General features: G+C 62.1%; 10 protein-coding genes and 1 pseudogene. 7 read left to right on the forward strand and 4 right to left on the reverse strand.

From position 1 onward, the window contains the following. Window positions 1-370: 370 nt before the first annotated feature. From KY494_RS12465 to KY494_RS12475, 3 genes are all read left to right on the forward strand, one after another. Window positions 371-3,151: a TonB-dependent receptor gene (locus KY494_RS12465; protein ID WP_219891142.1), complete on the forward strand. Its 2,781-nt coding sequence runs from the start codon at window positions 371-373 to the stop codon at window positions 3,149-3,151. Between the two features lie 340 nt (window positions 3,152-3,491). Beyond that, window positions 3,492-6,161 carry a TonB-dependent receptor gene (locus tag KY494_RS12470; RefSeq protein ID WP_219891143.1) on the forward strand — a complete coding sequence of 890 codons (2,670 nt, stop codon included), beginning with the start codon at window positions 3,492-3,494 and terminating at the stop codon, window positions 6,159-6,161. Window positions 6,162-6,517: 356 nt separating this feature from the next. Next, the gene (locus KY494_RS12475; protein WP_219891144.1) at window positions 6,518-9,364 is read left to right on the forward strand and encodes a TonB-dependent receptor; all 2,847 of its coding nucleotides are present in this window, start codon (window positions 6,518-6,520) and stop codon (window positions 9,362-9,364) included. Between the two features lie 81 nt (window positions 9,365-9,445). Here the strand turns inward: KY494_RS12475 and aroG are convergent, their stop codons facing one another. Beyond that, window positions 9,446-10,510: a 3-deoxy-7-phosphoheptulonate synthase AroG gene (gene aroG / locus KY494_RS12480; RefSeq protein WP_308836442.1), complete on the reverse strand. Its 1,065-nt coding sequence runs from the start codon at window positions 10,508-10,510 to the stop codon at window positions 9,446-9,448. 488 nt (window positions 10,511-10,998) lie between these two features. Here aroG and KY494_RS12485 point away from each other — a divergent pair, with 488 nt between their 5' ends. The 3 genes and pseudogenes from KY494_RS12485 to KY494_RS12495 all read left to right on the forward strand — a co-directional run bounded on the left by KY494_RS12485 (window position 10,999) and on the right by KY494_RS12495 (window position 14,955). Then, window positions 10,999-11,529 carry a Plug domain-containing protein gene (locus tag KY494_RS12485; protein ID WP_258194824.1) on the forward strand — a complete coding sequence of 177 codons (531 nt, stop codon included), beginning with the start codon at window positions 10,999-11,001 and terminating at the stop codon, window positions 11,527-11,529. Beyond that, a pseudogene (locus KY494_RS12490) lies at window positions 11,526-12,515 on the forward strand (IS481 family transposase); the annotation flags it as partial. The gene KY494_RS12485 and the pseudogene KY494_RS12490, both read left to right, overlap by 4 nt. Further along, window positions 12,511-14,955 carry a TonB-dependent receptor domain-containing protein gene (locus KY494_RS12495; protein WP_258194825.1) on the forward strand — a complete coding sequence of 815 codons (2,445 nt, stop codon included), beginning with the start codon at window positions 12,511-12,513 and terminating at the stop codon, window positions 14,953-14,955. The pseudogene KY494_RS12490 and the gene KY494_RS12495, both read left to right, overlap by 5 nt. A gap of 162 nt (window positions 14,956-15,117) precedes the next feature. Here the strand turns inward: KY494_RS12495 and tldD are convergent, their stop codons facing one another. The 3 genes from tldD to KY494_RS12510 are packed head-to-tail and all read right to left on the reverse strand — an operon-like array spanning window position 15,118 to window position 21,620. Next, window positions 15,118-16,578, reverse strand: a complete 1,461-nt coding sequence (gene tldD / locus KY494_RS12500; protein WP_219891146.1) for a metalloprotease TldD — start codon at window positions 16,576-16,578, stop codon at window positions 15,118-15,120. A gap of 24 nt (window positions 16,579-16,602) precedes the next feature. Then, window positions 16,603-17,403, reverse strand: a complete 801-nt coding sequence (locus KY494_RS12505; protein ID WP_219891147.1) for a carbon-nitrogen hydrolase family protein — start codon at window positions 17,401-17,403, stop codon at window positions 16,603-16,605. Window positions 17,404-17,432: 29 nt separating this feature from the next. Further along, entirely contained in the window at window positions 17,433-21,620 is a 4,188-nt protein-coding gene (locus tag KY494_RS12510; protein WP_219891148.1) for a YhdP family protein, read from the reverse strand. 233 nt (window positions 21,621-21,853) lie between these two features. Between KY494_RS12510 and glnE the strand changes: the two genes are divergently transcribed. After that, the gene (glnE, locus tag KY494_RS12515) at window positions 21,854-24,610 is read left to right on the forward strand and encodes a bifunctional [glutamate--ammonia ligase]-adenylyl-L-tyrosine phosphorylase/[glutamate--ammonia-ligase] adenylyltransferase (protein WP_258194826.1); all 2,757 of its coding nucleotides are present in this window, start codon (window positions 21,854-21,856) and stop codon (window positions 24,608-24,610) included. Window positions 24,611-24,672 lie beyond the last annotated feature (62 nt).

Here is a 24,672-nt window from a genome sequence, read left to right on the forward strand (position 1 = left end):
CCGCACCGCAACAAAGACAGGCCGCCGCCATGAAAAATCGACTTGGCAGTAACCGTTACGGCCGCCAATGACAACTGTTTTTATGGCAGTACGAAAAATACGCATCGCAGTGCAACATTAAAATAATTGCAAATATTAAAACATATCAACATTCTAAAAAACACTGTTGTTTCCATGATGAAAGCACATGCGTGTGCGTTGACAAAGTTTCTTGGCAAGTGGTCTTATCAATGACGGCAATTCACGCGATATGCCGTTTGACCCATGGCGATTGCCGACGCAGCAATCTTTATCACCCTGGCAAAGCTGTGCCGCACAAGGGCCGGCCGAGCACACTTTCGGAGTTCTGAGAATGATGATGGAAACAGTGATGTCCCGATCCGTACGCCTGATTTTTTCAGGTAGCGTAGCAGCGCTCAGCCTAGGCATGATGGCTGCGCCGGCAATGGCGCAAGACGCCAATGTACAACGTGTGGAAATTACAGGCTCGAGCATCAAACGGGCCACGGCCGAGACCGCATCGCCGGTACAGGTCATCACCCGCGACGATTTGATGAAATCGGGTAAGGCCACTGTCGCCGAATACCTGCAAACCCTGACCGCCGATGGCGCCGGCTCCCTGCCGACGGGCTTCGGCAACGGCTTTGCCGCCGGCTCCACGGCCATCTCGCTGCGCGGCCTGGGCGCCACCTCGACCCTGGTCTTGCTCAATGGCCGCCGCATGGCGCCGTTCGCGCGCGCCGATGACGGCCAGAAGAGCTTTACCGACCTGTCCACCGTGCCGATGCAGATCGTCGAGCGCATCGAAATCCTCAAGGATGGCGCATCGTCGACCTACGGCGCGGACGCCATCGCCGGCGTCGTCAACATCATCCTGCGCAAGGACTTCGAAGGCCTGACCCTGAAAGGCGACACGGGCATCTCCGGCGACAGCGACGCCAAGCAGCACCGCGCCTCGCTGACCTTCGGCAAGGGCAACCTGGACACGGATAAATTCAACTTCGTCCTCAATGCCGAGTACAGCAAATCGGACATGCTGATGAACAATGACCGCGCCGGCCGCAAATGGATAGGCAAGGCCGACCTGCGGCCGTATGGCTACGCGATCAACACCCAGTTCGCCGGCGGCTACATCAATGGCAACAACGATGCGAATGCCGCGCCGACGGGCCTGATCCGCGACCCCGTCACCAACAACTATGTGTCCCTGCCCGGCTGCGCCAACTTGTCCGTGTCTTCACCGCAAGATCCGAAAGGCGGCTGCCTGTGGCACCACGACCAGTTCCGCTCGATGCAGCCGAAGATCGAATCGATCAACCTGTACACGCGCGGCACCTGGCAAGTCAATGCCGACACCCAGGTGTATGCGGAAGCGGGTTATTCGAAGCGCGATACGGCCTTCACCCTGATACCGCCATCGATCACGCCGACCATCGCCTTCCCGCCGAATGCCACCAGCCCGACTGGCGTCGTCAACTACGGTTCCGGCGCCGGCACCACCATTGTGCTGGCCGCCAACCATCCGCAAAATCCGTATGGCGTGCCCGTGCGCGTGCGCTACCAGGCCTTCGACGTGGGCGCCAGCACGCGCCAGGCCAACAACGAGTTCAACCGCATCGTGCTCGGCATCAAGGGCAACGCCATGGGCTGGGACTACGATGCCGGCTATACGCATTCGGAATCGAAGCTGCACCTCGATTACAGCAACATGCTGAACATGGCCGTCGTCAAGGATGCGCTGGGCAATCCGAACAGCCCACACTTCCCGTACTACATCGGCGCGCAGGCAGGCAAGAATCCGGCCTCGCTGTATGCGGCCATGGTGACGAACGCCACCTCCGATTCCACCACCAAGCTCGACATCATCGACTTCAAGGCATCGCGCGAACTCATGCAGTTGCCGGGTGGCTCCCTGGGCCTGGCCGTAGGCGCGGAACACCGCCGCGACAAGCTCGACAATCCATCGCTGTCGGGCACGCAGGACGGTTCCATCAACTCCAGCTATGTGGCGGCCAAAGGCGACAGCAAGGTCTCGGCCGTGTTCTTCGAAGTGCTGGCGCCCGTGATCAAGACGGTGGAACTGTCGGGCGCCTTGCGTTACGACAAATATGACCGGTTCTCCTCGACCACGCCGAAACTGGGCGCCAAGTGGACGCCGCTGAAGACCTTCGCCGTGCGCGGCACATATTCGGAAGGCTTCCGCGCACCTGGTCCAGCGGAAAGCAATGCCAATTCTCAATCGACGGGCACCTCGACGGTGAGCGATCCCGTGCGCTGCCCGGGCGGCACCCGCCTGCCGGGCGCCAATGCCAGCGACTGCGAACTGCAGGTGGCGGCCGTCAAGATCGGCGACCCCAGCCTCAAGCCGGAAAAGTCCAAGGGCTACACCCTGGGCCTCGTGTGGGATCCGTTCAACGATACCAGCCTGTCGCTCGATGGCTGGAAGATCAAGCGTGAAAACGAGATCAATCCGCTGCCGTACAACGAAGCGGCCGCACTGCCGACCGCCGTCCGCGCCGACAACAACCTGACCATCAATGGCGTGGTCACGCCGAACACGGGCACCTTGCTGATCACCAAGGCGCCATACCGCAACTCCAGCTTCACGGAGATCAAGGGGGTCGACCTGGACGTCAAGCAGCGCGTGCGCCTGGGCGACTACGGCCGCGCCACGTTTGGCCTGACCTGGACCCACATCGCCTCGTGGGTACGCGCCGAGTCGGCCACCGTGCGCTACCAGTTCGCTGGCACGCATGGCAATTGCGATACCTCCAACTGCGCCGGCACGCCAAAGGACAAGATCAATCTCACCGGCTCGTGGGACCTGGGCAACTGGAACTTCAGCGGCGTGCTGAACTACCGCTCGGACATGAAAAACATCCTGTTTGAAGGCAAGCCGTGCGCCTCCAAGCTGGCCGACGGCACGCCGGCGCCGAACGGTTGCAAGCTCGCTTCGTTCACCACGCTGGACCTGTCGAGCCGCTGGAACGTCAACAAACAGCTGCAACTGTTTGCCTCGATCAACAACGTGACCGACAAGATCGCGCCGCTCGACCCGCTGACCTACGGCGGCATGAGCTACAACCCGATGGATGCCAGCGGCGCCATCGGCCGCTACTTCAAACTGGGCGCCAGCTACAAGTTCTTCTAAGCCCCGGCGCAGGCGCAAGTCACTATCGCCATGCCAGTCACGCCAACGCCCGTTGCACCGCAGCGGGCGTTTTTATTTTGCTTACCCGAAGCCTGCATTGGGCACGGCCGTTTTCCTCGCCAATGTGGCACAAAATGCATCTTCTTTGTTTTAAATCAGTACCAATGACGTACTACGTTGTTTAAGCACACAAAGCCGTTTGCCATGTTGACAAGGACTTTTGCGGATCATTACAGTGGCTCCGTTGAAAAGATATAAATCCTTTTTAATATTCTCGGTGCGCCAACCAGCGCGGCCGTTCTTGCCCTTTTAGCCAACCGCTTCATCAGGAGTCTTGAACATGATTAGAGAAATATGCCTGTCCCGCTCCATCCGCCTGATCTGCGCCAGCGGCCTCGCCGCCGGCATCCTCAGCCAGCCGGCACTGGCCCAGGAAACCGGTGAAACGGCCGGCATGCAGCGCGTCGAAGTCACCGGTTCGTCCATCAAGCGCCTCGTTTCGGAAACGGCCACGCCGCTGTCCATCTTCAAGGCCGAGGATTTCGCCAAACAGGGCCTGACCACCGCCCAGGAAGTGCTCAGCAAGATACCCTCGAATTCCTCCAGCATGGGCAGCGGCAATGCCGTCGGCGGCAATACCAGCGGCTTGCCCACGGGCGGCCAGGCCAGCGCCGACTTGCGCGGCCTGGGCGGCGACAAGACCCTGGTGCTGCTCAATGGCCGGCGCATCGCCAACCATCCGTATGACGGCGCCAGCGTCGACCTGAACATCATTCCCATCGCCGCGCTGGAGCGCGTCGAAGTACTGCGCGACGGCGCCTCGGCCATCTACGGCACGGACGCCATCGGCGGCGTCATCAACTTCATCACCAAGCGCTCGGTCAACGTCACGAATATCACCGCCGAGGTCGTCGCGCCCGAGCACAAGGGGGCTGGCGAACACCGCATCAACCTGTCGACGGGCTTCGGCAAGCTCGATACGGACGGCTACAATATTTTCGGCGTGGTCGATTACCACAAGCAAAATGTGCTGACCTCGCAAGACCGCGCCTTCTCGGCAACGGGCATCATTCCCGAGCGCGGCCTGTCGCTCACCAGCGGCACCACTTTCCCCGGCAACTACTTCGATGCGGCGGCCAATGGCGGCAAGGGCCTGGCCGGCAATCCGTATGCGGCCACGGGCTGCAACCCGCCCCTGTCCGTGGCGGCGGCCAACGGCACCTGCCGCCAGGACTACACGCGGCAGATCGACGACCTGCCGGCACAGGAGCAGGTGGCATTCTTCGGCAAGGGCGCCTTCAAGCTGGGCGACGGGCACCTGGCCACCGTGGAATATCTGCATTCGGAAAACAAGGTGGAGGCGCGCACGGCGCCGCCGCCGCAAACGGGCTTGATCTTGCCCAATACCAGCAAATACTATCCGGGCAATGCGGGCGGCGTGCCGGCCCAGCCGGGGCTGTCGGGACAGCCGCTGAGCGTCAACTGGCGCCCTGTGGAAGCGGGTCAGCGGCAGATCGATTCCACCGGCAAGGCGGACCGCCTGGTGCTGGCCCTCGAAGGCGAGCTGGCTGGCTGGGACTACAAGACGGGCCTGAGCCATGCGATCAGCAAGTCGTCCGAGAAATTTACGGGCGGCTATGTGCAGGATGCGGGCTTTGCCGCTGGCGTGCTCAATGGCATCCTGAACCCCTTCGGCATGCAGGACGCGGCCGGCAAGGCTTACCTGGACAGCACGGCCCTGCGCGGCGAAGTGCAAAATGCCAAGGTCACCACCACGGGCTTCGACATCAAGGGCAGCCGCGAACTGATGCAGCTGGCCGGCGGCCCGCTGGCCATCGCTCTCGGCGGCGAGCTGCGGCGTGAAAAAGCCGACTTCAATGTCAACCGCGATATCGCCAGCCAGGCCGCCAGTTCCGGCCTGTCCGGTTCGCTGTCGAAAAGCGGTTCGCGCACCATCCAGGCCGTCTTCGGCGAAGTCAACTTGCCATTGATCAAGGATCTGGAAGTGCAGCTGGCCGCCCGCTTCGACCATTACAGCGACGTGGGCAGCACCACCAATCCCAAGCTGGCCCTGCGCTACCAGGCCAGCAACGCGCTGGTGCTGCGCGGTTCGGCCAGCACGGGCTTCCGCGCCCCGACCTTGTTTGAAAAGAACGCGCCGCCGTCGAAGAACGATACCAACGATTCCTACGACGACCCGATTCTGTGCCCGGGCGGCGTGCCGCAGCCGGGCGCCAATCCGCTGCGCGATTGCGACTTGCAGCAATTCAAGCTGCAAGGCGGCAATGCAAAGCTGAAACCGGAAAAATCCACCACGTTTGCCTTCGGCCTGGTGCTCGAACCGGTCAAGGAAGTCACGGTTGCCATCGACTACTGGAACATCCACCTGAAAGACAAGATTTCCTCGCTGCCAGAGCAATCCATCTATGGCAACTATGAGAAATACAAGGCCTTGTTCCTGCGCAATCCCGACGGCTCGCCTTTTGCCATTCTCGACCTGAACGACAACCTCGGTGAAGTGAAAACCGACGGCATCGACGTCAGCCTGAATGCACGCCTGGGACGCGGCGCCTATGGCGATTTCAGCGTGTCGGTGGACGGCACCTGGACCCACAAGTATGACTACCAGAACGAGCGCGGCGGCGAATTCATCGCCAACGTGGGCCGCTATGCGGACAACAATCCCGTGTTCCGCTGGAAACACACGGCCGCGCTGAACTGGCGCAAGGGCAACTGGGGCGCCACCGTGTCGCAATCGTTCAAGTCCGGCTACACGGACCAGAACCAGGTCGATCCGCAATACCGCCACGATGTGCCCTCCTACAGCCTGCTGAACGTGTCGGGCAGCTACGTGTGGAAAGGCTTGCTGCTGACGGCCGGCGTGAAAAACCTGTTCGACAAGGAACCACCGTTCTCGAACCAGGGCACCCTGTTCCAGAAAGGCTATGACCCGCGCTACACGGATCCGATCGGGCACGCGTATTACCTGCGCGGCAGCTATACGTTTTAAGGGGAATTTTCAGGGCGACAGATAAAACAGGCAGCGCTGGCAACAGCGTGCCAGCAACAGAAAAGCGGCGCCGTCAGCGATGATGTGCGCCGTTTTATTTTACCCATCTGAGCACGCCTGACAAGGGTTCACGATATTTTATTACTGAAGGATTATGAAAAAAACAGGAATATGTTGCATTTCATCCAAAAAGTCCGCACGAAATTGACAATCTGAATCATGAATGTTTTGATGAGGGCCCAGAAAATTTACAGAATTTTCATTGGTGGATTTTCAAAAAGGCAAATAAATTGTTGGCAAGCAACAAGTTATTTCAAAATAATTGCCGCCTTTATCACAATAACAAGGAATTTCAGATGATGATAGAAAATGTAATATCGCGGTCGCTGCGCCTGATGTTTGCAGGCGGCATGGCCCTGAGCATGCACGCCGCGTATGCACAAGAAACAACAGATGGCACCATGCAACGCGTGGAAGTCACGGGTTCGAGCATCAAGCGCATCGCTTCCGAAGCGTCGCTGCCGGTGCAGACGTTCAATCAAAAAGATATCAAGAAAACGGGCGTCACCACGGTCACCGATTTCATCCAGCAAATCCCGGCGATGCAAGGCTTCTCCGTGGCGGCCGATTCGGTTGGCGGCGGCGGCGGCGGCGTCACCACGGCATCGATCCACGATATTGGCGCGGCCTACACGCTGGTGCTGCTGAACGGCCGCCGTGTGGCGCCGTCCAATTCAGGCACCACCATCGACCTGAACTCGATCCCCCTGTCGGCCATCGAACGCGTCGAAGTGCTGACTGACGGCGCCTCGGCCCTGTACGGCGCCGATGCCATCGCCGGCGTGGTCAACTTCATCCTGAAAAAAGGTGCGGCGCCGCTGGAAATCAATGCCAAGTACTCGCGCCCGGAAGAAAAAGGCGGCGCCAGCAATTCCATTTCCATCAGCAAGGGCTTTGGCGACATCGACGAAGACGGCTACAGCATCTTCGTGTCGGCCAGCCATGACGAACAAAAATCGCTGAAAGCATCGCAGCGCAGCTTCGCGAAAAGCGGCATCATCAATTTCAACGATCCGAAGACCGGCAAGGCGCTGCAATTCATCAACGGTTCCTCGCGTTCGGCCCCGGGCAATGCGGCTGTCGATTACAACCGTACCGACCCGGTAACGGGTCAGGTGGTCATCAATCCGAAGACCAAAGAGCCTTTCGTCGATACCGTCAACCTGAACCCGTATGCACTGGCCCATGGCGGCAAGTGCGCCGCCAGCAACATGGATTTCTATGGCGACGGCAATTGCTATTTCGATTCGCCATCGACCATCGAAATCAATCCCGAATCGAAGCGCGATGCCATCTTCAGCTCGGGTACCGTCAAACTGGGCAAGACCGGCTTCCAGGGTTTCTATGACCTTGCTTACACAGAAGCGCGCGTCATCGCCAGCATTGCGCCGTACCCGGCCGATTTCTCCGTCGATGTCGGCTCGCCGCTGTTCAACAAATACCTGGCGCCTAACCTGACGCCGGCGCAGTTGGCCAATGCCACGGGCGCCGTCGCCAAATACCGCCTGTCGGAAATGGGCAACCGCGTCTACGACTATGGCACCAAAGCCACCCATATCGTCGCCGGCATCGATGGCAATGCATTCGGCTGGGATATCAACTCGGCTGTAACGTACTCGAAAAACAAGCAAACGCAGACCTATGTCAGCGGTTTCCCGCTGGCCGACAAGTTCGACGCGCAAATCGCCGCCGGCAATATCGACCCGTTCGCCTACCCTGTAGGTTCCATGCCGGACGCCATGCGCCAGGCATTGATGGGCACCGGTTTCAGCGGCACCTACAACACGCAAACCGTGGAAATGAAGGGCGTCGATGGCCGCGCTTCGCGTCCCGTGTTCTCGCTGCCAGGCGGCACCGCCATGCTGGGCGTGGGCGCCGACTACCGCAACACGTCGTACAAGGTGCAGCAGGCGGACGTCGCCAAGCAGGCGCAAATCCTGTTTGACAATGCACAGGTCGACAGCGAATACGCACGCGACAACGCTGGCGCGTATGCCGAACTGATGCTGCCGATTTCGAAAAAACTGGAAATGACCGGCTCGCTGCGTTATGACCAGATCGGCGCCATCGACGACAAGCTGACGGGCAAGACGGTAGGCAAGAAAGAAAACGCCACCACCTGGAAAGTCAGCGGCAAGTATTCCGCGACCAAGAACCTGATGTTCCGCGCCGCTGCCGGCACCGGCTTCCGCGCCGCCAGCATGCAGGAAATTGCCGGCCCACTGGAAGACTGGGGCGTCACGGGCGGTAACTACCAATGCCCGTTGACGGCGGCAAACGGCATGGGCGGCCATCCGCTGGCCAACTATTGCGAAGGCGTGGTGCGCCAGCAGTTCGAAGCCTTCCAGGGCGGCAATCCGGAATTGAAACCGGAAACGTCGAAGCAATGGAGCATCGGTACCGTATTTGAGCCGATCGACAGCCTGTCGATGTCGTTCGACCTGTGGAACGTACAGATCAACGATCAGGTGACCGCGGTCTCCGAAGGCTTGATCTTCAACAATCCGGCCAAGTACGCCGACCTGTTCACCACCAAGCACATCACCTCGACGGGCAAGGACGTGCTGGCCGTCAAACTGCTGCCAATCAACATCGGCAAGGTGGAAAACCGCGGTATCGACTACGACTTCACCCACAAGATGAAGCTGCTGGACGGCCGCCTGACGAGCCGACTGATGGGTACCTACCTGCTGCGCTCGCGCTACACGACGCCAGGCACCAATGATCAATGGGAAACCAGCCTGAATCGCTACGGTTCGAACGACAAGGTCAGCTTCCGCAACATCATCCGTGCCACCAGCACGTACGAGACGGCCAAGTTCACGCATACGCTGAGCGCCAGCTACCGCAATGGTTACACGGACAAGGAACAGACGGCAAATGGTTGCGCCGTGATCGTCGCCGGCAGCCCTGGCGAATGCTATGGCATCCAGCTGGAAGTGCCGAGCTACACCACCTTCGACTTCCAGACGGCTTATCGTCCGCTGAAGAACGTGGAAATCACGGGCGGCATCCTGAACCTGTTCGACCGCGACCCGCCGTTCACCTTGCGTAACACGGGTTCGCATCAAGTGGGCTACAACCCATCGTACTCGAGCGCCCTGGGCCGCCAGTTCTATGTGAGCGGTTCCTACAAGTTCTAAGCTCACCGTCAGCTGAAAACTGAAAAACCCCGGAAAGCTAAGCTTTCCGGGGTTTTTTTTCATGCGGCGCGCCACATCATTTCATTCCGCGTCGCCCTGCAGGCGGCGCTGCTTGACGGCTTGCGCCAGGTTTTCCAGCACGGCCACGCTGGCGCTCCAGTCGATGCAGCCATCCGTGACGGATTGGCCATAGATCAATTCCTTGCCCGGGATCAAATCCTGGCGCCCCGCCACCAGGTGCGACTCCACCATCACGCCGACGATGCGGCTGTCGCCGCCCGCCACCTGGCTGGCGATGTCGGCGCACACGGGGATCTGGTTTTCCGGTTTTTTCGAGCTGTTCGCATGCGAGGCGTCGATCATCAGGCGCGCCGCCAGGCCTTGCGCCGCGATGGCCTTGCACGCGTCGTCCACGCTGGCCGCGTCATAGTTGGGCGTCTTGCCGCCGCGCAAGATGATGTGGCAATCCTCGTTGCCGTTGGTCGAGACGATGGCCGAGTGGCCGCCCTTCGTGACGGAGAGAAAATGGTGCGGCTGCGAGGCGGCCTTGATGGCTTCCACGGCGATTTTCACATTGCCGTCCGTGCCATTCTTGAAGCCGACGGGGCACGACAGTCCCGAGGCCAGCTCGCGGTGCACCTGCGACTCCGTCGTGCGTGCGCCGATGGCGCCCCAGCTGATCAGGTCGGCGATGTATTGCGGGCTGATCACGTCGAGGAACTCGGTACCGGCAGGCAAGCCCAGCTCATTGATATCGCGCAACAATTCGCGCGCCATGCGCAAGCCGTCGTTGATGCGGAAGCTGTTGTCCATGTACGGGTCGTTGATCAAGCCCTTCCAGCCCACCGTGGTACGCGGCTTTTCGAAGTAGACGCGCATGACGATTTCCAGTTCACCGGCGAAACGCGCGCGCTCCTTGACCAGCAGGCGCGCATATTCCATCGCCGCCTTGGTATCGTGGATGGAGCAAGGCCCGATCACCACCATCAGGCGGTCATCCTGGCCGTGCAGGATGCGGTGCAGGGCGATACGGGCGCTGGCAGCGGTCTGTTCGGCTTGCTCCGAGCAGGCGAATTCGCGGATCAGGTGGGACGGCGGGGTCAATTCCTTCATTTCGCGAATTCGCAAATCATCGGTGCGGGGCATCATTTTCTCCAAAATTTAAGGATGGGTAAAACATCTGGGTAAAAAAAAACCGCCATCAGTGGCGGTTTTTTAGAATTTGCTGGGATCTCGTTTTTTGCTGCTACGTGAACCGACCGCTACTCCACCGCCTTTGGGTTGGAATTGCTAAAGTAAAAATAAGCGGTAAAAAAGTGGCGAGCGAACATGCGAGTCATCCATAAGTGATGAACGACTATAAACCTAAATTGCAAGGGTTGGCAAGCATATTTGTCGGCAAAGCCGCATGCCGCTGCCGTTTTACACGGCAAAGCGCGTAAAAAAGCATAAAAAGTTGCGCGCCATTCGACCGGCATGGTCAGTTCAGTGCTGAGCCCGTCGTGGCGCACACACCACGGCGGCGACGGCAAACGACACACTACTGATCAAGATCTAATCCCGGGCGGACCGGACGGACAAGACTCAAGGACGCATCGACAACCTTTGATTGCCTGACCTTTCCGGAGAACAAAATGAGCCCTACTCCCTTGTTTCAGCCCGCTGCCTTTTCGCCACCACGCCTGGGCCTGGCACTGGCCAGTGCACTGCTGAGTCTACCCGTCCTGGCACAGGACAATGCCGCACCTGCGCCCCTGCAGCGCGTGGAAATCACCGGCTCGAACATCCGCCGCGCCCAGGCTGAAACAGCCTCGGCCGTGCAAACCCTGAATGCGGCCGATATCGAGAAATCGGGCAAGGCCAGCGTGGCCGAACTGCTGCAAACCCTGGCCGTCGACAACCAGGGCTCCGTCCCTACCAGCTTCAGCGGCGGCTTTGCCGCCGGCGCGTCGGGCATCTCGCTGCGCGGCCTGGGCACGGCGTCGACCCTGGTCTTGCTGAACGGGCGCCGCGTGGCGCCCTACGGCCTGGCCGACGACGGCCAGAAAGTGTTTACCTGTTTAGAATTGGGTGATCATATTCCTATTCGCAGCTTGCCCTACTTCAAAGCCAGGCGCCTGTTGAGTACACTGTTGATTCCTGTCACCTCACCGCCAGCGCCATGACCCAAGCCCTTCACAGCCGAGCCCGCACCACCCACCTGATCCGGGAAGAAATCCGCAACTCGACACTGCCCCAACGGGAGCTTGCCGAGCGCTATAACGTGAGCCGCCTGACGATCCGTAAATGGCAGAACCGCGACAGCGCCGAGGACCGTTCGCACCGGCCCCACACCATGCATACGACGCTGACGCCAGCGCAGGAACTGGTCGTCATCGCGCTACGCACCACCTTGCTTTTGCCCACCGACGACTTGCTGGCGGTGGCGCGTGAGTTCGTCAACCCGGCGCTTTCGCGTGGCGCCCTGGGCCGCTGCTTGCGGCGCCATGGTGTCTCCAGTTTGCTTAAAATGGCCGCACTCGAAGACGACAAACCGGTTACCAAAAAGTCGTTCAAGGACTACGAGCCGGGCTTTTTACATATGGATATCAAGTACTTACCGCAGATGCTCGATGAAACCGAACGCCGTTACCTGTTCGTCGCCATTGACCGCGCCACACGCTGGGTCTTCATGGAAATCTATGCCAACCAGTCCGACAGCAGCAGTACCGACTTCCTGCTCAAACTGAAAAATGCTTGCCCGATCACCATCGTCAAACTACTCACTGACAACGGCAGCCAGTTCACCGACCGTTTTACCAGCAAGAAAAAAGACCCTGTCAGCGGCGACCGTATCCCGAGCGGCAAGCATGTCTTTGACGTGCTGTGCAAGCAATTGGTGATCGAACATCGATTGATTCCGCCGCGTCACCCGCAAACCAACGGCATGGTCGAACGCTTCAATGGCCGTATCAGCGAGGTCGTCAACCAGACTCGTTTCGGCTCCCGGGCCGAACTGGAATCGACGCTGCGCAATTACCTGAAAATCTACAACCACAACATTCCCCAGCGCGCCTTGGATAACGCAACACCGATTCAGGCGATGAAGAAATGGCAGGAGAAAAAGCCGGAATTATTCGTTAAACGCGTATATAACCAGGCCGGTCTTGACATTTACCGACCTGAACATCATCCCCCTGGAAGCGGTGGAGCGCGTGGAAATCCTCAAGGATGGCGCCTCGGCCATCTATGGTTCGGACGCCATCGCCGGCGTCGTCAACGTGATCCTGCGACGCGATTACCAGGGCACGGCCGTGAAGGGCAATTATGGCAAGACGAAGGACTGGGACGGGCGCGAGGCGCGCGCGTCCATCACGCATGGTTTCGGCGATATCGACGCTGACCGCTACAACGTGCTGCTGAACCTCGAATACAGCGAAAAAGGGGCGATCTCGAACCGCGACCGGGCCGGACGGGGCGCCGTCGGCCGCAGCGACTTGCGCGACCTGGGCTTCAGCGCGCAGGAAACCCTCAGCGGCGCCGGTGCCATCACCACCAACAACGCGGCCGGCAGCGCCGTCAACGGCAATGTGCGCAATCCCGACACCTTCGACTACTACAACCGCGGCAACCTGGCCGGCGTGGGCTTTACGCGCACCTTCCCCGGCGCCGCCTGCGGCAACTTCACCAACCACCCGCAGGGCGATCCGGGCGGCGGCTGCCTGACCGATGCGGCACAGCAATACGGCCAGATCCAGCCCAAGCAAAAGAACATCAATTTTTTTGGCCGCGGCGCCTGGCAACTGACGCCGGCACTGCAAACCTATGTGGAACTGAATCTGTATCACAGCGAATCGAGTTCCGTCACCACGCCGTCGACCGTCAGCGGCTCGGTGGGTTTTCCGGGCGGCCCGGTCAGTAATGCGGCAGTGGCGCTGGGCGCCGGCCATCCTGACAATCCCTACTTCGGCCGCGATGCACGGCTGCGCTACCTGGCCGCCGACGTCGGCCCGCGCACCTCGGAAGTCGATTCCACCTTTGCGCGCTTCGTCGCCGGCATCAAGGGCAGCGTGGCGGGCTGGGATATCGACAGCGCCCTGTTGTACTCGCAAAACAAGGTCGCGAACGAGCAAGGCGGCTTCCTGCAGCGCGACGTGGCTTTCGCCCTGCTCAACCCCAGCGACGCCAATGTCGCCGCGGCCCGCCTGAATCCGGCCTATGCGGCCCTGCCCGCCGGCAGCGTATGGCGCATCGCGGAAAACGCGGGCCTCAATTCGCCCGCCCTGTACGCGGCCCTGTCGCCGCGCATCTCGAACGACGCCAAGACGCATATCGCGCAGATCGACTTCAAGGCCAGCCGCGAAATGGGCCAACTCGAGGGTGGCAAGCTGGGCGTGGCCGTGGGCGCGGAGTTCCGCCACGAATCGACGGAACTCAACCCGACCACAGGCACGGAACGGGGCAATATCATCGGCCTCGGCTATTCCGCCTACAAGGGCAGCCGCAACGCTTCGGCCCTGTATGCCGAAGTGCTGGCGCCCGTGCTGAAAACCGTGGAACTGTCGGGAGCCCTGCGCGCCGACCACTTCACCGACGTGGGCAATTCCTATACGCCCAAGGTGGGCGTGAAATGGACGCCGCTGCGCGAACTGGCCCTGCGCGGCACCTTTGCCAAGGGCTTCCGCGCGCCCAGCGCGGCGGAAAACGGCGTCGGCGGCCTGGCCGCGTTTTCCACCGCCGCCGATCCGCTGCGCTGCGCGCTGGGCGTGGAAGTGGCATGCGATCCCGCCTCCATCGCCGTCATCACCTCGCCCAATCCCAAACTGTCGCCCGAGCGTTCGCGCAGCTATTCCGTGGGCGCCATCTGGGACCCGCTGCCGCGCACCAGCCTCTCGGTCGACCTGTGGCAAATCCGCCGCAAGAATGAGATCAACCAGGAACAGACGGACACGGCGATTGCGCAGGGCCACGTGGCGCGCGACCCGTCCACGGCCACGGGCATTCCCGGCGATCCGGGCGCCATCACGGCCGTGCTGGCCAGCTATGTCAATTCCGCGCAAACCACGGTGCGCGGCATCGATATCGACGGCCGCCAGCGCTTCGACCTGGGCAGCGATTATGGCAACCTGGTGTTCGACGTGAAGTGGACGCATCTGTACAAATGGCTGCGCACGGAGCAGGACGGCACGCAGCGCGATTTCGCCGGCACGCACGGCAATTGCGATGTCTCCAACTGCATGGGCACGCCCGCTGACAGGGTCAACCTGAGCGCCACCTGGGAGCGTCAGAACTGGCGCGTCACGGCCAATGTCAACTACCGCGCGCCGCTCGACAATATCAGCTTCAAGAACGACCCGGACGGCTGCGCCACGCACTTTGCCGACGGCACGGACGCGCCGCGCGGCTGCCGCATCGCCTCGTTCACCACGGTGGACCTGACGGCCCGCTGGCTGGCCACGCCCAAGCTGGAAGTGTTTGCAACGGTGCAAAACCTGTTCGACAAGATCGCCCCGCTCGATCCGCTCACGTATGGCGCCACAGGCTATAACCCGCTCGACTACGCGGGCGCGGCGGGACGCTTTTTCAGTGCGGGGGTGAAATACAAATTCTGAGAAATCGGAAAAGCGGGAGCGTAGGTCGGATTAGCGGGGCGAAGCCACGCGTAATCCGACACCATTGTTGACACTTACGCGACCGTTGATGGTGTCGGCTTACGCGCTGCGCGCTAAGCCGACCTACGCGACCAACCCGACCTACGCAAACCATCCAAAACGTCAGGCCGTGCCGCCAACCGTGATGCCGTCCAGGCGCAGGGTCGGCTGCCCCACGCCCACGGGCACGCTCTGCCCCTCCTTGCCGCACACGCCCACGCCCGAATCGAGGCGCATGTCGTTGCCGATCATGGAGACGCGGTTGAGCACGTCTGGGCCATTGCCGATCAGGGTGGCGCCCTTCACGGGGTAGCTGAGCTTGCCGTTTTCGATCATGTACGCTTCGCTGGCCGAGAAGACAAACTTGCCGTTGGTAATGTCGACCTGACCGCCGCCAAAGTTGACGGCATACAAACCATTTTTCACGGAGGCGAGGATCTCGCCCGGGTCCTTGTCGCCGCCCAGCATATACGTGTTCGTCATGCGCGGCATGGGCAGGTGGGCGAACGATTCGCGGCGCGCATTGCCCGTCACGGGCATCTTCATCAGACGCGCATTCATGGTGTCCTGGATGTACCCCTTCAGGATGCCATCCTCGATCAGGGTCGTGCACTGCGTGGGGTTGCCCTCGTCGTCGATATTCAGCGAGCCACGCCGGCCAGCCAGGGTGCCGTCATCGACCACCGTGACGCCCTTGGCCGCCACGCGCTCGCCGATGCATCCGGAAAACGCGGACGAACCCTTGCGGTTGAAATCGCCTTCCAGGCCATGGCCGATCGCCTCGTGCAGCAAGATGCCGGGCCAGCCCGGTCCCAGCACGATGGTCATGGGGCCGGCGGGCGCGGGGCGCGCTTCCAGGTTCACCAGGGCCGAGTTGACGGCGTCGGCCGCGTATTGTTCCAGTACGTCATCGCTGAAATAGTCATAGCTGAAACACCCGCCGCCACCGGCCGAGCCCGTTTCGCGGCGGCCATTCTGCTCCGCGATGACGGTCAGCGAGACGCGCACCAGCGGGCGGATGTCGGCCGCCAGCACGCCGTCGCTGCGCAGCACCAGCACCACGTCGTATTCGCCCGCCAGCCCCGCCATCACCTGCACGACTCTGGGATCTTTCGCCCGCGCCATCTTTTCCACGCGCTCAAGCAATTGCACCTTGGCCGTGGCATCCAGCGAGGCGAGCGGATCATTGGGCAGGTACAGCGTACGCCCGCCCTGTGGCTGCATCTGGCCCGCGATCTTGACTCTGCCGGCACCCGCGCGCGCAATCGTGCGCGTGGCCGCTGCCGCTTCCAGCAAGGCCCGCTCGGAAATATCGTCGGAATACGCAAAGGCCGTCTTGTCGCCGGACACGGCGCGCACGCCCACACCCTGGTCGATGGAAAAACTGCCCGTCTTGACGATGCCCTCTTCCAGGCTCCAGCCTTCGCTCTTGGTCGACTGGAAATACAGGTCGGCATAGTCGACCTTGTGCGTAAACATCGTGCCCAGGGCTTTGAGCAGCTTGTCTTCGTCCAGGCCAAACGGCGTGAGCAGGATCTCGCGCGCCACGGCCAGGCTGGACAGATTGGGTTCAAATGGAATCATGGCTATCTTTTCTCAACATTCAATTTACATGGTGCGGTGAGCGAGCGCCGGCAACGATTCGCGCACGCCAGCCAAAAACACCAGGTCGATCTCGCCACTGACCACGCCCTCGCCTTCGGGCAACACGGCTTGCACTTCGCCCCACGGGTCGATCAGCATGCTGTGGCCCCAGGTGCGCCGGCCGTTCGGATGCAAGCCGCCCTGTGCCGAGGCCAGCACATAGCACTGGTTTTCGATGGCGCGCGCGCGCAGCAGCACTTCCCAATGGGCGCTGCCCGTCGTATGGGTAAACGCGGCCGGCACGACGATCAGCGCGCAATCGCCCATGGCGCGATACAGTTCGGGAAAGCGCAAGTCATAGCAGATGGACAGGCCGACGCGGCCGAACGGCGTCTCGATAGCGCGCACCTGCGCACCGGGCACGATGGTGCGCGATTCGTTGTAGGACTCGGTGCCGCGCGTAAAACCGAACAGGTGGATCTTGTCGTAGCGGCCGGCCGGCTCGCCCTGCGGGTCGTACACCAGTGTGGTATTGAGGACTTTACCCTCCTCGCCGGAGATCAGGGGCAAGGTGCCGCCGATCAGCCAGATGCCGTGCTGGCGCGCCATCTGCGCCATGCCATCCTGGATCGGTCCGCTGCCGGGCTGTTCCGCATGGGCCAGCTTGTCCGTTTCCTGCTGGCCCATGATGGCCCAGTATTCGGGCAGCACCACCAGCTGCGCGCCAGCGGCGGCGGCCTGCGCCACCAGGCGCCGCGCCGTGGCCAGGTTCTCTTCCACGTACGGCGAGGAAATCATTTGTACTGCTGCCACTGTATGCATCATTGCCATTCTTCTCCATTCGAACGCTTCGCCTATTTCGCCACCGCCTCCCCGGCTGCGGCGGCAGGCACGGCGACAGGCTCCAATTTACCACCATCGAGCTTGGTCACGACGGGCGACTTCCACGGGCCGGCGATCTGCATGTGATAGGTGAGCGCCTTCATCACGGGGGCACGCAGGAACAATTGCGCCAGGAAGCTGCCCAGGCCGATGACGGGGTTGACGGCCAGCGCATACACGAGCGGCCCCGTGCCCAGGTTAAATTCCGGGATCACCACCACGTGCAAATTCGTCGTTTCATTGGCGATGTCGGCCTTGCCATCCATCAGCACCGTGGCCGCCACGCCGTGCATCTTGAGGTTGTCGGTGGTCACCACGCCGCGCTTGATGCTGGCGTTGGCCGTGATGCCGTCGAAGGCCAGCCCTTCGGAAAACACATCGTGGAAATCGAGTTTCAGCAAACGGGGCAAGGCTTGCAGGCTGAGCACGCCCAACAGCTTGGCCGCGCCCGGATCCTGCTTGAGGAACTGGCCCGATTCCACATTCATCTCGATCTGCCCCGACAGGGTGGGAATGTCGAGCGAATACGGCAAGCCGTTCCAGGCGATGTCGCCGCTCAGGCGGCCCTTGCCGCGGCGCACCGTGTCGGCAAAGCCGAAGCGGTCGAGCAACTTGCCCGCGTCGACGATATCGAGGCCGAAACGCAGGCTGGTCGTGCTTTGGCCATCCTTGATGACCCATTTGCCATTACCGCTCAGCGCGCCATCGGGATTCGACAATTGCAACTTACCCACGCGCCACTCACGCCCGCCCGCCGCCATGGTGTTATAGGCCTGCAACTCCAGCCGGCCGATCTTCTTGTTGAACAGTTCAAAGTGCTCGGCGATGATATCGAGCGACGGGATCGACTGGGCGCCGCTCTTGCCTTCCAGCAAACTCTTCACATCGTTGGCGGCCGATTCCGGAATGATCAGCGACGACAGGCGCGCCGTCATCTTGCCCAGGCCGGACGGCGTTTCCAGCCACGTCACATAGCCCGACACTTGTTTCGCGTCAATATTGGCTTGCCACACATCCTTTTGATGCGTGGCGCCCACGACCACATTTTCCAGCTTGCGCTCGCCCAGCATCAGTTCGCTGGCGCGCGCCGCCATCATGTCCGGCACCACATATTGCGCGATATCGGGTGCGTCGTCGGCATTGCCACCCGCATCGGCTGGCGCCGTGGCGTTGCCGGCGATTTCGCTGCCGACGGCGATCCAGCTGTCCACGTCCAGGGTTTTCATATTCACGTTGAGCATCATGCCGCTGTCCGGTTCCGGCGCCGGCACGTTCACGCCGATGCCGCCGCGCACCAGGCGCCAGGCTTCCTTGCCCTGCTTCTGACGCTGGTAGCGGGCGGCGATGCCGGCCCCCAGCGCGATGCGGATATCGTCCGTGCGCAGGCCGGCGCCGTTGGCCGCATTGCCCGTCAGGGTGAATTTTATGGGCAGGCTGTCGCCGGCCGGCTTTTTCAGGGGCGCGGGGAAATCCAGGCCCAGGCCCGTCAGCGGCGACTCGACATTGACCACCACCTGGTGGTCGCGCGCCGTGATCAGGCCGCTGTAGCGCGCGCCGCCATTCAAATGTTTCGCCAGGCGCTGCAACACGGGTGCCGGATACGTCTTGCGCAAGCCGTCGACGGTCATGTTGCCGGCGATTTTCACCTGGATGGAATTGTCCGGCTGCGAGCCGCCCGAGATGGCCAGCGGCCCGCCCAGCAGGCTGCCGTTCAAGCCATTCAGGTTGACGCCCTTTTCGTTGAATTCGATCTTGCCCTGCGTGCCCAGCACGGGCGGCATGTCGCGGAACAGCACCACGTCATTGCCCGCCAGTTGCAAGCCGCCCTGCACGGTCGCCTCGAGCATGCGCTCGATCGGCAAGTGCAATTTGAGAGCCAGCTTGGCGTTGCCCGTCGCCGTCGTTTCATCCGTGAAATGCTCGATCCAGCCCAGCACGGGACTGGCCGTCACGTACTTGAGGAATTCCTGCATCGGGCCGGCCGCATTGCCCTCGATGTCGAGCAAGGTGTCGAACACGGTCAGGTCGGGAATCACGGCTTTGACATTCGTCAAAGCCACGCCGCCCGTGGTGGCCGTGTCGCCGCGAATTTCCATGCGCGCCCGCTCGAAAACAAAGCTGCCCTTGATTTTTTCCGCCTGCGGCCACCGGGGCGCCTTGCCCGCCAGCGGTCCGTTTTCCGCCAATTCGCCCGGTGCATAATTCAGGATGCCGTTCTCGAGCTTGCCGGCCACGCGGAAGTCGCCCCGGCTGCGCTGAGCCGGCGTATCGCCCTTGAAGGGGAAATGTTCGAGTTCGCCGCGCAGGCGCAGGCTGGCATCGCGCGCCACGCCGCCTTCCAGCGCGCCCGTCAGCCAGTGGCGCAGGTGCTCGGGCGTTTGCAGCGGCAGATAGCGGCCGATGGTGTTGATCTGGAAATTATCGATCGTGCCCGTCAAGTCGACCTGGCCCAGATTCTTGCCGTCGAGCGGCATGCGGTGCGTGCCTTGCAGGGCGACGCGCAAGCCTTGCTGATCGAAATCAAGCTTGTCCAGCCCGACTTGCAGCATATTGCCCGCTTCGAAGGTCCAGCGCGCCTGCATGGCGAATTGTTCGAACGGCAAGGCCGGCTCGCTCAGATAGGTGGGGAACTGCAACACCAGGTCCTGCGCGTCGATACTGATGCTGCCGCCCTTGTCATTGGCGTCGATGCTGCCGGTCAAGTGGTCGAAGCCGGGAATGGCCGGCGCGGCCGCCTGTGCGGGGCTGGTCGCCGTCTTCGCCACGGCCAGGCGTGCCGGCTGCGCATTCAGGCCAAGATCGATGAGCTTGCCACGCAGGCGGTAGCTGGCGGGCGTGGCCATGTCGCCTTCCCATTGCGCTGAAAAATCCTGCAACCGCCCGCGCGGCGCCAGGGCATCGAGGCGCTGGCGCTGCTGCTCGCCCAGCGGCAGCTTGTCGGCCAGCGCGGCCAGGGTGTGCAAATCGAGCGACTTGGCCGTGATTTCCGTACGCGCCGGCTTACGTTTGGTGGCAGCAATGTAGCGCTCGGACAAGGTCGTGGGCGGCAAGCTGAGGCCATCGCGGGTTTCCACCGCGAAATTCGTCAACTCCACCTGGTGTCCATTCGCGCCAAAGGTGGGTTTGCCGTCCGGCACCTGCGCCGACAGCTCTTCCTTTGCTGAAATGCGCCCGCTGACCGACAGCAAGTCGAGCGGGGCGATATGCTGGCCCAGTTGCGCCTGCACATCCGTCAAGCCCACGTCGGCCGTGAAACCGGCCAGGCGCGCGTGATCCAGGCTCAGCCAGGCGCGCAGGGCGCCCTTGCCCTGGCTCAGCTCGAACGGATAATCGAGGTAGCGGCGCCAGGCGGCCAGGTCGGCGTTTTTCAGGTCGGCGTACAACTCGCCCTTCCACATCGACACATCCGAGATGCGCGTGCTGAAAGGCGGATGACTGAAGTGAGCGCGCACATCGATGGGCGCGGCCAGGCTGGCGGGCGGCGTGGCCTGCAAGCCCAGTCGGTGGCTGCGCCAGTGGTTGCGCAGCAGCAAGTTGACCTGGCTTAAAGCCAGCTCCGGCGTGCCGCGCGCTTCGTCCGTCCAGCGTACCTTGCCGTCGCGGATGATGATCTCATGCTGCGACAGCAGCCAGTCGGCACCCTTGCCATCGCTGCCTTGCGTGCTGTCGACCAGCACCCCGGCCACATACAGCTTGCCATCCTTGCTGCGCCGTACGTCCAGGTCGGGCCGCGTGATTTCCAGGGTATCGAAGCGCACGGAACCGAGCACGCTCCACCACGATACGGTGGCCGAGATGCTCGGCAGGCTCAGCGCCTGGCGACCCGCCTGGTCGCGCAGGCTCACGTCGCCGAGGAAGAGATTCGGCCGCACGCCATGCCAGGAGGCATAAATACGCGCGATGCTGACAGGGTTGCCCAGCGCGCGGCTGGCCGCCCGCTCGATATCGCCCTTGTAATAATCGATATTCGGCAGGATGGCGTAGCGCAGGAATAAAAACAGCACGGCGAAGGCGAAATACGCGAGCAGCACCAGTTTGACGGTAAAACCCAACACATGGTGGGTGGCCAGATTCGCCATGCGATAGGCGGCACGCAGCCGCTGCCAGCGCAGGGCCAATGGCACATGTTCTGTCACGCTTGCTTCTGGCGGTTTTTGCATCAATAAGCTAATAAACTGGCCCGGCGTCAAATAATGGCAAAAATCGTCTGCATTCGTGGTGCGCGCCTGCATCCTTGCGCTTGCGTCTGAGCAAAGCCTCCCTTACCATCGTCCGGAAGGGCACGCACTACCGGCGGTGGGGCCGGCGGCACAATTTTACCGCATCCCCCGCCGTTCGCAGCCAAGTTAAACAAGAACATGCACGCAGCATCCACGAGACCCTTACCGATACCATGAGCACACAGCCTTTGATCTCCGCCTCCCGTTTCTACCAGCGCTGGCTGGACGCCGCCCCCGAGCGCGCCGCACAGGTAGCGCAACTGGTGCGCGCGCCGCTGGACGGGCTCGATTTTGCCGCCGCGCTGGCCGAGCAGGCGAACGCCGCCACGCCGCCGCTGCCGCCCGAGCGGGCCATGCGCCGCCTGCGCAACCTGCTCGTCTGCGGCCTGATCGCGCGCGACCTGGGCGGCCAGGCCGACTTGAACGAAGTCGTGACGGCCATGACGGGCTTTGCCGATTTCGCCATCCGCACGCATGTGGACGCCATCATGGCCGAGATGGTGGCCCTGCACGGCATGCCCGTCGGCGAGGAATCGGGCGAGGAACAGGCCTTGATGGTGCTGGCGATGGGCAAGCAGGGCGGCGGCGAACTGAATGTCTCGTCGGATATCGACCTGATCTTTGTCTACCCGGAAGATGGCGACACGCAAGTCACCGTGCCGGGCCAGCGCAGCCTGTCGAATCACGAGTTTTTCATTCGCATGGGCAAGAAACTGATCGCCGCCATGGCCGAGATCACGCAAGACGGTTTTACTTTCCGCGTGGACATGGCCTTGCGCCCGAACGGCAACTCGGGGCCGCTGGCCGCCAGCCTTGGCATGGTGGAACAGTACCTGATCGTGCAAGGGCGCGAATGGGAGCGTTACGCCTGGGTCAAGGCGCGCGCCGTGACGGGCAAGCCGGAAGACATCGCCTCGCTCGACGCCATCGTGCGCCCCTTCGTCTTCCGCCGCTACCTCGATTTCGGCGTCATCGACGCCATCCGCACCATGCACGGCCAGATCCGCGCCGAGGTCAACCGCCAGGAGCGGCTGCATCCCGACCGCAGCAACAACGTCAAGCTGGGCCGCGGCGGCATCCGCGAAATCGAATTCCTGGCGCAAGTGTTTCAATTGATACGCGGCGGGCGCGACGCGGAGCTGCGCGAGCGTTCCACGCGCGCCACCCTGCGCACGGTGGCGGACAAGGGTTTATTGGAACCGGCCATCGTGGAACAACTGCTCGGCTCCTATACTTTCCTGCGCAACCTCGAACACCGGCTGCAATACCTCGATGATGCGCAAACCCATACCCTGCCCGCGAATGACGCCGACCGCCTCATCGTGGCGCAGATGATGGGCTTGCCCGACACACCCACCCTGCTGGCCCGGCTGGAAGCGCACCGCGTGTTTGTCGCGGGACAATTTGACGAAATGTTCAGCGACAAGAGCAGCGGCACGCCGCCGGCCGACACGGGCATCGACCCGCAGACGTCGAACGACTGCGCCGCCTCGGACCAGCAGGAAGCCATCGAGGCGCGCTTTGCCGCGCTGGGTTTCCATGAGCCCGCCGCCTGCGCGCGCCGTTTGCTGGCCACGTGGCAGGCGCCGCGGCTGCAATCCTTGCCCGAGGCCAGCCGCACGCGGCTGGTGGCCCTCGTCAATTCCGCCCTGCCCCTGATCACCGATTGTTCCGTTTCCAACGGTAACGCCAGCCAGCTGGCCACCCTGGGCCGCCTGCTCGACTTTTTGGAAGCGATTGCACGGCGCTCGGCCTATCTGTCATTGTTGACAGAGTATCCACACACGCTGGAACGGGTCGTGCGCATGGTGTGCGCCAGCGGCTGGGCCGCCACCTTCCTCACGCAACACCCGATTTTGCTCGATGAACTGCTCGATGAGCGCATCCGCAACACGGTGCCGGACCCGGCCGCGTTGGCGCTGGACCTGCAGCGTCAGCTCGACGACGCGCCCGGCGACACGGAGCGGCAGATGGATATCCTGCGCGAAACCCACCATGCGCAGCTGTTCCAGTGTCTGGCGCAAGACCTCGCGGGCGACCTGAGCGTGGAAAAGCTGGCCGACTACCTGTCGCAGCTGGCCGACATCATCGTCGCCGCCACCGTCCAAGCCGTGTGGCAAACGTTACCTGCGCGCCACCGCGAGGTGCCGAAATTCGCCGTCATCGCGTACGGCAAGCTGGGCGGCAAGGAACTGGGCTATGTCTCGGACCTGGACGTCATCTTCCTGTTCGACGACGACGACCAGGAAGCGCCCGGCCTGTACGCCAAGCTGGCGCAGCGCTTCATCACCTGGATGACCTCGCACACCTCGGCCGGCATCCTGTTCGACATCGATATCGCCCTGCGCCCCGATGGCGCCTCGGGCATGCTCGTTTCCAGCGTGCAGGCATTCGAGCGCTACCAGGGCAGCGCGGCCTGGGTGTGGGAACACCAGGCGCTCACGCGCGCGCGCTTCTGCGCCGGCGACGTCGCCATCGGCAAGCACTTCGAACGCATCCGCGACACGATCTTGCGCAAGGAACGACCGGAAAACGGCCCGCTCAAGGGCGAAGTGGTGGCCATGCGCAAGAAGATGCTGGACGCCCACCCGCCCCGCCCCGGCAGCTTTGATTTGAAACAAGATCCGGGCGGCATGATCGACATCGAGTTCATGGTGCAATACCTGGTGCTGCAGCATGCGGCGCAGTATCCGCAGCTGACGGCCAACTCGGGCAATATCGCCCTGCTGCGCCTGTGCGGCGAACTGGGGCTGATCGACGCGCAGCTGGCCGCCCTGGTGGCCGATGCCTACCGCGCGCTGCGCAAGCTGCAGCACCAGTTGCGCCTGCAAGGCCACGACCTGGCCCGGGTGGAACCGGAAAGGGTGCGCGTGCATGCGGACAACGTGATGCGCCTGTGGCACACGATCTTTCCCGCAACGATTGCATAAGCCCGGCGGCGGCGTATGATACGTACAGGCAATTCCACTTCCCAGTAGTGCCGTACAACAGG

This window comes from Janthinobacterium sp. PAMC25594, assembly GCF_019443505.1.
GTDB lineage: Bacteria > Pseudomonadota > Gammaproteobacteria > Burkholderiales > Burkholderiaceae_D > Janthinobacterium.